The organism is Streptomyces sp. NPDC054794, from assembly GCF_053611585.1.
Map to the genome: position 1 here is coordinate 146533 of NZ_JBSHAQ010000002.1, position 12222 is coordinate 158754.

Sequence of the window (12222 nt, forward strand, 5' to 3'; positions counted from 1 at the left end):
CAACACGGGAGGTCCCCGCATCGGGTCATGACTCGGACATATGCCGGAGTGCCTGAGCCGCAGCTGGGAGGGCCAAGATCTCGCCAACAACCTCTCCACACAGGGCTCTTGCCCGATATCGTGGTATGGATCGACTGACCGGATCGCGGCCCAGAGAGCGAGCGCAGGGGGACCACCGTGGCGCTGAAGCACGAGCCGACCGCCCCGTACCACTCCGCCCAGGACGCCCTGCGCGTGCTGGAGACGGTGGCAGGACACTCCACCGGCGTCACCGACACCGAGCTGGCCCGCGGGACCGGCCTGGACCCCGAGCGTCTGACCGCGCTGCTGCGCATGCTGCGCCGCGAGGGGTACGTCGAGCAGATCACCGACGGCGCCTACGTCACCGGGGAGACCCTCCGACGCCTCGGCTCCGCCCACGACCGCGAGCGGGCCCTGCGCGACAAGCTCCAGCTGACCCTCGACCGGCTGCGCGACTCGGTGGGCGCCGCCGTCTACATCAGCCGGTACGTGGACGGCGAGGTCAAGGTCACCCAGTACGCCGACAGCCCGACGACGCCGGCGGTGAACGAGTGGGTGGACTTCCGCTTCTCCGCCCACGCCACGGCGGTCGGCAAGAGCCTGCTGACCCAGCTCGACCACGACGCCCGCCGCGACCACCTCTCCCGGCACAAGATGGCCCGCCTCACCTCGCGCACCATCACCAGCGACAAGCTGCTGCTCTCCCGCCTGGAGTCGCAGCCGGCGACGGTGCCCGTCCTGGACCTCCAGGAGTACGCGATCGGCACGGTGTGCGCGGCGGTCCCGATCACCGCCGGCGCCGCCGTGGGCTGCCTGGCGCTCTCACTCCCGGTCGAGCACGCGCACCGGCTGCGCCAGGCCGCCGAGGCCCTCAACCGCGAGGTGGGCCCGGTGCTGCTCTCCCTGGCGATCTAGGGCCTGGTCTGCGGGGTGGTCACGAGCACTCCGCGGACCAGGTAGTATTTTCTTCGTCGCCGACCGCGGACAGCGGACGGCGGGAGTCATGCGCCGCTAGCTCAGTTGGTTAGAGCAGCTGACTCTTAATCAGCGGGTCCGGGGTTCGAGTCCCTGGCGGCGCACGATGACGATGGCGAGCCATGTCCGCAAAAAGCGCGGACTCGGCTCGCCATCTCTGTTATTGCGCGGCTGCGCCGCGCGCGGTGGGGGCTCCGCCACCCACACCCCCCACTGACAGGCCTCTCGTGGAAACGAGGGGCCCTTCGGCGTCCTCGGGGGTCAGTCTGCGGTACGCCCGCTCCCCCGGCGGCCGCCACCACACCGGGTCGGCGCACCGGACCCCTTCCTTCCTGAGCCCGGCCCGGTGGATCTTGTTCGTGGCCGTGACCGGCATCCGCTCCACCACCCGCACGAACCGGGGTGCCATCTTCGTCCCCAGGTCGGGCTGGGCGAGCAGGAACTCCGCGAAGGCCGAGGGGTCGAAGCTCCCGGCGATCGTGGCCATCACCTGGTCCCCGGTGACCGGGTCCGGCACCGCGTAGACCGCCACGGCGGCGGCCCCCTCGTACCGGGCGAGGATGTTCTCGATCATCGCGGCGGCCAGGTTCTCGCCGTCGACGCGGAGGCGGTCGTCGGTGCGGCCCGCGAAGTAGAGGTAGCCGTCGGTGTCGCGGTAGAAGAGGTCGCCGGTCCAGTACCAGCCGCCCCAGCGGCGTCGCTCGGCCTCCGCCCCGGGGTTGCGCCAGTACCCCTCGAAGGGGCTCGGCCCGCGGTTGACGAGCTCCCCTATGGCCTCGTCCCCGTTGAGCAGCCGTCCGGCGGGGTCGAAGCGGGCCGGCGGGCACTCCTCGCGGGTGCCGGGGTCGAGCACCACGAGCCCCGGGGTCGCCCGCCCCACCGCACCGGGCGGCGTCCCCGGCGACCACTGCACGGCCGCGCCGCCCTCCGAGGAGCCGTACCCCTCCACCAGCCGCACGCCGAAGCGCCGTTCGAAAGCCGCCGCGTCGACCGTCCCCGCCTCCGTGCCGAAGCCGAGCCGCAACGGGTTGTCCCGGTCGTCCGGCCGCGGCTCGGTGGCCAGGACGTACTGGACCGCCCGGCCGACATAGGTGAAGTACGTGGCCCCGTATCGGCGTACGTCCGTCAGGAACCCGGACGCCGAGAACCGTCGGCGCAGCGCCACCCCGGCCCCGGCCACCAGCGCGGGCGCCCAGTTGGCGATCACCGCGTTGCCGTGGAACATCGGCATGCAGACGTAGTGCACGTCGTCCTGGTGGACACCGAACTGGCCGACGAGGGAGAGTCCGGCGGCGGCCAGCCGGCCCTGGGAGCAGAGGGCGGCCTTGGGGGCGCCGGTGGAGCCGGAGGTGAAGTAGAGCAGGAAGCGGTCGGCCGGCGTGGCGCGGGAGGGGTCGGGCTCGGCGTCCGCGTACGGGGCGAGGAGGGCGTCGTACTCCGCGGTGCCCGTGACCAGGATCCGCACCCCGGGCAGGTCGAGCCCGTCGAGCAGCGGCAGGTGGGCGTGCTCCGTGATCAGGAGCGGGCACTCGGCGTGCAGGATGTCGCGGGCCAGCTCGGGGCCCCGGCGCGTGGGGTTGACCCCGGCGACCGCGGCCCCGGCGAGGGCGGCCGCGCCCAGCCAGAGCGGGAACTCCGGGGTGTTGTCGAGCAGCACCCCGACGTGCGGCTCGGCGCCGGGTGGCAGCAGGTCGACGAGCAGAGCGGCGCGGGCGGCCGCACCGGCGGCCACCTCGTGGTGGGTCAGCGCCCGGTCCTCGAACCACAGCCCCGGCCGGTGGTCGCCCCACCGCGCCGCCACCAGTTCGGCGACCGTGCGCCCCTTGGACTCCATGGGGGCGCACGATAGTTGACGGAGCGTCAGATGTGGAGTCCCGCGACCCGCTACGGCATCAGACCGTCCGACTCCGCGAAGATCACGTGGGCCATGACCATGAAGACGATGCAGAAGGAGATGAACACGCCGAAGAAGACCAGCATGCAGCCGGTGCCGGCGGCGAGCTTGCCGCGGGCCGGCGGGTGGGCGGTGGCCCGCTCGGGCTGTTCGGGCAGGTAGTGCACGGTGACGAAGTCACCCTCGATGACGGTCCCCGGTCCGTTGGACTCCTCGAACCGGACCGTGCGTCCCTCGCGGGTCGTGAACTCGTAGACGTGGTGCAGCGTGGTGCTCACGGACGAGTCGCCACCGCCGCCACTGGTCGTCGTGTACGACCGCAGACAGCGCGCCTCGGCCGTCAGGCCGTGGCTCCACGCCCGGCTGATCTGCCGGGAGCGGCGGATGATCCGGACGGCGGCGAAGGACACACCGGCGATCATGATGAGGGGTATGACGTAGAACAGCGCTTCCATGAGGTTCCCCCGAGGTCAGTGAGCCGACGCGAATGACCGGCGTGGCGGGAACCTACCCCGTCCGCGACGGGGCCTGACTCAAGGGAAGCTCAGAGTTGCGGAGTCGTCACCGCGGGACCCACGTGCGCCGGAACGGGAACAGGGCGCCCCGGCGCACGCGGACCTCGTCCGGTTCGGGGTCAGAACGTGACGTCGGAGCAGGCGTAGAACGCGTTGCCCGTGTCGGCGATCGTCCAGACCGCGAGGATGACGTGGTGACCGCTCAGGCCGGACGGCAGGGTGCCGCTGTGGCTGAGCGTGGCCGGCGGACGCTGGCCGTTGTAGGGGACGGTCAGGAACGGGGTCGTGTTGAGGTCCGAGCGGGCCAGGGCGTGGTTCTGGTTCCAACCCTGCTTGGTGACGTAGTACTTGAAGTCGGTCGTGGCGTGCATGGCGGTGAACTGCCAGCGGAAGGTGTAGCTCTGGCCGCCCGTCACCCTGGTCGTCGGCCAGGCCGCGCCGGACGGGGTCTTCGGCGAGCTGAGCTGGGCGAACCGGCTCAGGCCGCCGTTGCAGAGCTGGCCGTCGGCCGGACCGCCCGCCGGGAAGCCCTTCGGGCCCTCGACGCTCTGCGGCTCCCACTGGATGTCGCCGCAGTTGGTCACCGTGCCGTTCTGGCAGAGCTTCTGCCTGCTGATGGGGAGATCGGTGTAGCCGTGGCCGCTGGCGCCGCCCGTGGAGAGCACGAAGGCTCCGACGGTGGCCATGCCCACCACGGCGGCGGACACCTTGGTCTTTGTGCGCATGCTGCCGCTCCTGGAGAACGTGGGGGAAGTTCAGTGAGCCGTGCAGGTCTAGACCAAGTGTCAGATTATTGCCGTTAGTTGAACGTGTCCATACCAATCAGGGGGCCGTTCGAGGCGCGTTCAAGGCGTCGCCTCCGTGCGCCCGGCGCAGAAGGCCACCGTCAGGTCCCGGACCAGCACCTTGCGCTCGTAGTCGTCGAGTTCGACCAGCCCGCGCATGGTCAGCCGGGTCACCGTGTCCTCCACCGAGTCCACGACCGAGGTGAGCATGCTCGCCCGCTGCTGCGCGTCCAGCGCGGCGATCCGGCGGCGGTGCATGGCGGAGGCGACCTCGGGGGCGTACTCCGTCCGCAGCGGCTGCACCGAGAACACCTCCAGACCGACGGGCGCCGCATCGGCCGCCACCCGCCGGGCCAGCGCCTCCACCGCCGCCTCCATGACGCCGTTCGGCCTGCCCGGCATCTCCACCGGCACCCGGGCCAGCGCCGCCTCGACGCACTCGCGCAGATACCGCTCGTGGTCCTCGACCCCGAGCACGGCACGCGCCGTGTCCCGCACCCGCCACACCACCAGCACCACCACCCGCAGCGCGACCCCGTTGCCGTCGGCCGCGGGCATCGGCTCACTGCGCCAGTGCCGCAGCCGTACGTCGACCCGGCGGCGGCGCAGCAGCGGGTTGACCCACAGCAGGCCGGTGCGGCGCACCGTCCCCCGGTAGCGGCCGAAGGCGCCGAGCACCGCGGCCCGCCCGGTCGCACCCCGGGACAGCCCGCCGAAGCCGAGCAGGCCGAGCGCCCCGGCTCCCGCATAGGCCGCCCACTGGGCCGGGCCGAGACCCGCGCCGACCCATACCGGGAGCCGCAGCGCCTGCGCGGCGAGCGGCGGCAGCACACCCGCCCACCACGACGTGGCCAGGCAGCCGGCCACCCCGACGGTCCCGGCGAACAGCCCTGCCGCCCCCGGCAGCACCCGCGCCGGGGACTCCGCCAGGTCGGGGTCGACCGCCGGCACCGGCCGCGCCTTCACCAGGGCCGGGCGCCTGAGGCGCGGTTGCTCGCCGGTGCCCTGCCTGCGGCCCACCACGGCGGGCTTCAGCGGCACCGGCGACGGGTCGGGGTCGTCACGGAACAACAGATGGACGGGGATCTCGGTGGTCACCTCGTTCTGGATCAGCCGGGCGGGCCGGGGCGGCCCCTCGGCGGGTCCCTCCGACTCGGGCGTCTGGGAAGTGGTCGTGCTCACGCGTGCCTCCAGCCTCCGCGCCAGATGCGTCATGACTATTTGTGTGAGTGTGCGATGAGATGAGTGGAGGAATGGGCGAGCGACATGGCGAGTGCGGCCGGGTGAGTGAGTCGCGAGGGCGAGTCGGGCGGTCGGCGGCCGTCCGGGGGCCGCGCCCCTTCACGCCTGCGCGGCTGCGCGGCTACGCGAAGAGCCGGCGCCAGGTCTCCGGACCCGGGTAGCCGTCCGCCGCGCCGCCCCGCCAGCCCTGGTCGCGCTGGAACGCCTCCACCGCCCGGCGGTCCGAGTCGCCCCAGCTCGATCCGGGCCCGGTGGTGTAGTAGCGGCCGTAGCCCTTCTTGACGAGCTGCTTGCCCAGCTGGGTGACGTACGGGTTGTCCGCGCCCGGGCGGAAGAGGTTCCGGCCGGGATAGCCGGGCACACCGTGCGAGGCGGGTGCGGTGGGTGAGGCGGCCGTGCCGGTCTTCCCCGGCGCTGCGTCGGTCCCGGCCGCGGGTGCGGTGCCGGTGGTTCCGGACGCGCCCGCGCCAGGGATGTCCTTGCCCTTCCCGGTCGCCAGCAGTTCCCAGGTGCCCGGGCCGGGCAGGCCGTCCGCGTTGGCGCCGGTCCAGCCCTGGGCCCGCTGGAAGGCCTGGGTCGCCAGCCGGTCCGCGTCCGACCAGCGCGAGCCGGGGCCCCGGGTGTAGTAGCTCTGGGCACCCCGGCCGACCAGCATCCGGCCGAGCAGGGTGACGTACTTGTTGTCGGCTCCGGGACCGAAGTACGTCGCTCCCGGATACCCCTCCTTCGTGGTCACCTTGGCCGCTTCCGCGCCCGCCGCGTCGGGCGCCAGCCCCTTGTAGCGGTAGGGGACGTACTTGGCGGAGTTGCTCCAGTAGGCGTACGGCGTGGCCAGGCGGCGGGTGTGCGGGGGCGTCTGCTCGTAGGCCGTGTAGTAGGTGTGCGTGTAGTCCGTCCATCCGCCGAAGATCACCACGTGGGAGCCCTTCTCGGGGTTGTCGGGATTGTGGAAGAGCAGGATGTCGCCCGGCTGGAGGTCGTCCTTCTTGATCTTCACCCCGAACTGGTCGAGGCTCCCCGTCCATTCGTTGCTCTGCAGCGCCCAGGCCATCGAGACATAGCCCGAGCAGTCCTGCCGGTAACCGTCGCTCCAGTAGGAGTCCATGCTGTACGGCACCTGGGCGGCCACCCAGACCTTGGCCCGGTTGATGATCTCCGTCCGGGTGGTCGTGGGCGCCTTGCCCGGGGTGCCGGGCTCGACCGGCTTGCCGGCCGGACCGTGCAGCGGGGCCTTGGTGCCCTGCGGGGTGTCGGGCTCGCCGTCCGTGGGATCGCCGGGCCGGTGGGGGGCATGGGAAGCGGTGAGGGCGACGGCCGGGCCGCCCGCGCCGAGGGCGGCGGACGCGGCGGCGGCCACGACCAGGGCCCCGCGCGCGGCCGGATGACCGCCGAACCGGCCGGGCAGGGTCGGCGGGCCCACCCGCCGCCAGTGAACGCAACCCGGGCAGTCGCAGTCGCTCGCGGGATCGAATTCCTCGAATACCGGCGACGTCATGCGATTCCCCTCACATTCCGGGTGGAAATGTCCGCGATTGTGCACGTTGATCAGTTTCCCAACTGTGATCCCGGTGCGCATGCTGACGATCCGAATGATGTACGGACGTACCGCATACGGCCTCCGGCCATCCGGAGGTGGTCCGGAGCACTCCTGGGGGTCGGGTAGAGTTCTCGTTGTCAGCAGGCGCCGCTAGCTCAGTTGGTTAGAGCAGCTGACTCTTAATCAGCGGGTCCGGGGTTCGAGTCCCTGGCGGCGCACCGACCGGAAGGCCCCTCGCGAACAGCGGGGGGCCTTCCGCATGGGCGGGCATCTTTCGTATGACCGGAACGGGGACCTCCCCCCGATTGGCCGGTTACCCTCTGGCCATGGCAGCCCGAGACCTTCAAGAGCGGATCAAGAAGCTCATCGTCGACCGGCGGCTGCCCTCCGGGGCCCCGCTGCCGACCGAGCCCGAACTGATGGGGTTCCTCGGCGCCAGCCGGAACTCGGTACGGGAGGCGCTGAAGGCGCTCCAGGCGATGGGCATCGTGGAGATACGGCACGGCTTCGGCACCTATGTCGGCCCCATGTCCCTCGCACCCATGGTCGAGGGCCTGGCCTTCCGCACGGTGGCCGGGCACTACCGGGGCGAGGACTCCCTGCTCCAGCTGCTCGAACTGCGCGAGGCGGTGGAGAGCGGGCTGGTCTCGCGGCTGGCCGGGCGGCTCCCCGCGGCCGATCTGATTGAACTGGAAGCGCTCGTCGTCCGTATGGAACAGGAGGCCGCGCGCGGAGCCGGCCTCGCCGAGACCGACCGAGCGTTTCACGCCACCCTCTACCGAGGGCTGGACAACGTGTTGCTGAGTGAGGTGCTGGAGGCGTTCTGGGACGCCTTCCACCGGGTTCAGCGGGATCTGGTGGACGTACCGCAGGATCCGCGGGTCACCTGCCGCCAGCACCGGGAAATCCTGGACGCCGTCCGGTCCGGCGACTCCATACGTGCGGAGGAGGCCATAAGAGACCACTTCGGCAACATCCGTGCCCGCCTGTCAACGACCGACACGGCGGATCCACAGGACCCTCACACACGTCACAATGAACGCGTATGACCGGTAAACACCGCGTTTCGCATCTTGCGATCATGCTGAACACCGTAGAACCCTGGTTGTTCAAGCTGCGGCGTATACGCGGCACTTGGGGGGGCAAGTAAGCGGTTGCCGGATGTGCGGGGTGAGGGGCCCGCTCATGAATCGATGCCGAGGGGGGCATCATGCAACCGGAAGGTCGCGGTCCCATGTCTATAGGGTGTGGAGGACCTGTGGCCCACCATTGACGCCCTGCGCCGGTCGAGGGGGACCTGAGCAGGCGATGGAACCGACAGACACGCGGTGACCTGCGTGTGGGGGGATGACTCATGACGTCGACGCCGAAGGGCGCCCGGCGGGAATTCGACCCGTCACAGACGACCCAGCTACGGGTACCTTCGCACCGGACGGGCACGTTCCGCCGGATCAAGAAGACGCTGCCGAGATACGACTACGAGCACTACAGCAGATTGGCCGGCCCCCTCACCCAGCCCGACCCGCACCAGCCGTACAAGGTGCAGTACCGCTCGCTGCTCTCGCAGGAGCCGCACCGGATACGAGCCGCGCTCATGCTGGGCGCGGCCCCGCTGCTTTCCCTGGTCCTGCTGGCCTGGCTGCTGCAGCCCGAGCACTGGACCGAACGCGACTACCCGGCCTACGACTTCCTGCCGGCCCTCGACATCGTGATGCTGGTCTCGATCGGTCTGATCGAGTTCTTCCGCTGCATGAACGTGCTGTCGAACGCGCACGCCACCCTCGTCGCCCGCGACCCGGTCCCGGTCGTGCCCGAGACCGGCACCCGCGTCGCCTTCCTCACCTCCTTCGTGCCCGGCAAGGAGCCGCTGGAGATGGTGACGAAGACCCTGGAGGCGGCCGTGAAGCTGCGTCACCGGGGCCTGCTGCACGTCTGGTTGCTCGACGAGGGCGACGACCCGGCGGTCAAGGAGGTGTGCGCCCGCCTGGGCGTGCACCACTTCACCCGCAAGGGCATCGCCAAGTGGAACCAGCCCAAGGGCCCGCACCGCGCCAAGACCAAGCACGGCAACTACAACGCCTGGCTGGAGGCGCACGGCGACGAGTACGACTTCTTCGCCTCGGTCGACACCGACCACGTGCCGCTGCCCAACTACCTGGAGCGGATGCTCGGTTACTTCCGCGACCCGGACGTCGGCTTCGTCATCGGCCCGCAGGTGTACGGCAACTACGACACCTTCGTCACCAAGGCCGCCGAGTCGCAGCAGTTCCTCTTCCACGCGCTGATCCAGCGGGCCGGCAACCGCTACGGCGCCCCTATGTTCGTGGGCACCTCCAACGCCGTGCGCATCAGGGCGATCAAGCAGATCGGCGGACTGTACGACTCGATCACCGAGGACATGGCCACCGGCTTCGAGATGCACCGGGCCAAGAACCCGGCGACGGGCAGGAAGTGGCGGTCCGTGTACACGCCGGACGTGCTCGCCGTCGGTGAGGGCCCGAACGCCTGGACGGACTTCTTCACCCAGCAGATGCGCTGGTCGCGCGGAACGTACGAGACGATTCTCAAGCAGTACTGGAAGGGCTTCTTCTCGCTGCCGCCCGGCAAGCTCTTCAACTACACGATGATGATCATCTTCTATCCGATGTCCGCCCTCAACTGGATCCTGGCGGCGCTGAGTTGCGCGCTGTTCCTGGGCCTGGGCGCCTCGGGTGTGAACATCGACCCGACCGTGTGGCTGATGCTCTACGGCAACGCCTCCGCCCTCCAGATCGGCCTGTACATCTGGAACCGCCGCCACAACGTCTCGCCGCACGAGCCGGAGGGCTCCGGCGGCGTCGCGGGCATGGTGATGTCGGCGCTGTCCGCGCCGATCTACGCCCGCTCCCTGATGGACGCGGTGCTGCGCCGCAAGAGCAAGTTCGTGGTGACACCCAAGGGCGACTCGGCCAGCCCCGACACGCTGTTCGGAACCTTCCGGATCCACTGGTTCTTCATCGTGGTCTTCGGCGGCTCGCTCGTCGCCGGCTTCGTGTTCGGGCACTCCCACCCCGCGATGATCACCTGGGGCGTCTTCGCCATGCTGATCACCGCCACGCCGATCTTCGCGTGGCGGTACGCGCTGCGGCAGGAGAAGAAGAGGCCCGCCCCGGCTCCGGCGGTGGCCGAACCGCAGGACGCGGTGCCGCCACCGGCACCGGCGCCGTACGCGGGACACGCTCCGCAGCAGCGGCCCACCTGGGCCGCCTCGAACGGAGGCAACGACCAGACCATGCAGATCGCGCTCGGTGGACTTGGGGGACGTAAGGAATGAACGACAGTGCCGGTCGCCGCCGCGCCCGTCGACTCGCGATAGGCACGGCGGTGGTACTCGCGCTGGCCGGGATGAACGGGCCGTGGCTTTATCGCTTCGGGACCGAGAAATACCACGAGTACCAGATCAACAAGCCCGAGTACAAAGCCTCGAACGGCCACTTCGACATCGTCCAGTTCCCCGAGGAGTACCGCCAGGACACCATCCACGCGGCGCTCCTGCACACCGGCAAGGTGCTGCTGATCGCGGGTTCGGGCAACAACCAGGACAACTTCGACGCGAAGAAGTTCGACACCCGTATCTGGGACCCGGTCAAGGGCACCATCAAGAAGGTGCCGACGCCCGCCGACCTGTTCTGCACCGGCCACACCCAACTGGCCAACGGCAACCTGCTGATCGCGGGCGGGACCCGGCGGTACGAGAAGCTCAAGGGTGACGTCACCAAGGCCGGCGGCCTGATGGTCGTGCACAACGAGAACCCGGACAAGCCGATCACGCTGCCCGCGGGCACCAAGTTCACCGGCAAGGAGAACGGCAAGACCTTCGTGTCGAAGGACCCGGTCCTGGTGCCGCGCGCGAAGAAGGTCTTCGACCCGAAGACCGGCGCGTTCCTGCGCAACGACCCGGGTCTCGGCCGTGTCTACGTCGAGGCGAAGCAGAGCGGCTCCAAGTACGAGACCGGCACCCAGGACAACTACCGGGTGCAGGGCCTGACCGGAGCCGACGCGCGCAACACGTACGGCATCGCGCAGAAGCTCGCCCTCGACAAGAAGGACTTCCAAGGCATCCGGGACGCCTACGAGTTCGACCCGGTCGCCGAGAAGTACATCAAGGTCGACCCGATGAACGAGGCCCGCTGGTACCCGACGCTCACCACCCTGAGCGACGGCAAGATCCTCAGCGTCTCCGGCCTCGACGACATCGGCCAGCTGGTCCCGGGCAAGAACGAGATCTTCGACCCGAAGACCAAGAAGTGGACGTACACGCGGAAGATCCGGCAGTTCCCGACCTACCCGGCGCTGTTCCTGATGCAGAACGGGAAGATCTTCTACTCCGGGTCCAACGCGGGCTACGGTCCCGACAACGTGGGCCGCGTCCCCGGCGTCTGGGACGTGGCCACCAACAAGTTCACCAAGCTGCCGGGGCTGAGCGACTCCAACGAGATGGAGACGTCCGGCACGGTGCTGCTGCCCCCGGCGCAGGACGAGAAGTACATGGTGATCGGCGGTGGCGGGGTCGGCGAGTCCAAACTGTCCAGCAACAAGACCCGGCTGATCGACCTGAAGGCGTCGAACCCGACGTTCAAGGACGGGCCGACGCTGGAGAAGGGCACCCGCTATCCGCAGTCCTCGATCCTGCCGGACGACACCGTGCTGGTGTCGGGCGGCTCGGAGGACTACCGCGGGCGCGGCGACTCCAACATCCTGCAGGCGCGGCTCTACCACCCGGACAGCAACAGCTTCACGCGGGTGGCCGATCCGCTGGTGGGCCGGAACTACCACTCCGGATCGATCCTGCTGCCCGACGGGCGGATCATGTTCTTCGGCTCCGACTCGCTGTACGCGGACAAGGCCAACACCAAGCCGGGCAAGTTCGAGCAGCGGATCGAGATCTACACGCCGCCGTATCTGTACCGGGACTCACGGCCGTCGCTGTCGGGGGGTCCGCAGACGATCGCCCGCGGCGCTTCGGGGACGTTCACCTCGCGGCACGCCTCGACGATCAAGAAGGTGCGGCTGATCCGGCCGAGCGCGTCCACGCATGTGACGGACGTCGATCAGCGGTCGATCGCGCTGGACTTCAAGACGTCCGGGGACAAGATCACGGTGACCGTGCCCAAGGGGCGGAACCTGGTGCAGTCCGGGTGGTACATGCTGTTCGTGGACGACGACCAGGGGACGCCGTCGAAGGCGCAGTGGGTCAAGGTTCCCTAGTCGCGG

Annotated in this window: 9 protein-coding genes and 2 tRNA genes; 6 read left to right on the top strand and 5 right to left on the bottom strand. The window is 69.9% G+C overall.

The window, feature by feature from the left end; translation table 11 throughout:
- Positions 1–177: 177 nt before the first annotated feature.
- Entirely contained in the window at positions 178–936 is a 759-nt protein-coding gene (locus ACWGKT_RS02745) for an IclR family transcriptional regulator (protein ID WP_453272183.1), read from the top strand.
- Between the two features lie 90 nt (positions 937–1026).
- A tRNA-Lys gene (locus ACWGKT_RS02750) sits at positions 1027–1100 on the top strand.
- Positions 1101–1156: 56 nt separating this feature from the next.
- Here the strand turns inward: ACWGKT_RS02750 and ACWGKT_RS02755 are convergent.
- From ACWGKT_RS02755 to ACWGKT_RS02775, 5 genes are all read right to left on the bottom strand, one after another.
- Entirely contained in the window at positions 1157–2830 is a 1674-nt protein-coding gene (locus ACWGKT_RS02755; protein WP_453272184.1) for a long-chain-fatty-acid--CoA ligase, read from the bottom strand.
- 50 nt (positions 2831–2880) lie between these two features.
- Positions 2881–3345 carry a DUF3592 domain-containing protein gene (locus ACWGKT_RS02760; protein ID WP_356153125.1) on the bottom strand — a complete coding sequence of 155 codons (465 nt, stop codon included), beginning with the start codon at positions 3343–3345 and terminating at the stop codon, positions 2881–2883.
- A 179-nt stretch (positions 3346–3524) separates the two neighbouring features.
- Positions 3525–4130, bottom strand: a complete 606-nt coding sequence (locus tag ACWGKT_RS02765) for a lytic polysaccharide monooxygenase auxiliary activity family 9 protein (RefSeq protein WP_235459102.1) — start codon at positions 4128–4130, stop codon at positions 3525–3527.
- A gap of 120 nt (positions 4131–4250) precedes the next feature.
- On the bottom strand, positions 4251–5372 hold the full coding sequence (locus ACWGKT_RS02770; RefSeq protein ID WP_453272185.1) for an SPFH domain-containing protein: 1122 nt from the start codon (positions 5370–5372) through the stop codon (positions 4251–4253).
- 181 nt (positions 5373–5553) lie between these two features.
- Positions 5554–6927, bottom strand: a complete 1374-nt coding sequence (locus ACWGKT_RS02775) for a peptidoglycan-binding protein (protein ID WP_453272186.1) — start codon at positions 6925–6927, stop codon at positions 5554–5556.
- A gap of 186 nt (positions 6928–7113) precedes the next feature.
- Here ACWGKT_RS02775 and ACWGKT_RS02780 point away from each other — a divergent pair.
- The 4 genes from ACWGKT_RS02780 to ACWGKT_RS02795 all read left to right on the top strand — a co-directional run bounded on the left by ACWGKT_RS02780 (position 7114) and on the right by ACWGKT_RS02795 (position 12216).
- Positions 7114–7187: transfer RNA gene (locus ACWGKT_RS02780), tRNA-Lys, on the top strand.
- A 108-nt stretch (positions 7188–7295) separates the two neighbouring features.
- Entirely contained in the window at positions 7296–8018 is a 723-nt protein-coding gene (locus ACWGKT_RS02785; protein WP_453272187.1) for a FadR/GntR family transcriptional regulator, read from the top strand.
- Positions 8019–8323: 305 nt separating this feature from the next.
- Positions 8324–10282 (top strand): glycosyltransferase family 2 protein, encoded by a 1959-nt coding sequence (locus ACWGKT_RS02790; RefSeq protein ID WP_453272188.1) that lies wholly within the window; start codon positions 8324–8326, stop codon positions 10280–10282.
- Positions 10279–12216: a galactose oxidase-like domain-containing protein gene (locus tag ACWGKT_RS02795; protein WP_453272189.1), complete on the top strand. Its 1938-nt coding sequence runs from the start codon at positions 10279–10281 to the stop codon at positions 12214–12216. Before ACWGKT_RS02790 ends, ACWGKT_RS02795 begins: the two co-directional genes overlap by 4 nt.
- Positions 12217–12222: the final 6 nt, after the last annotated feature.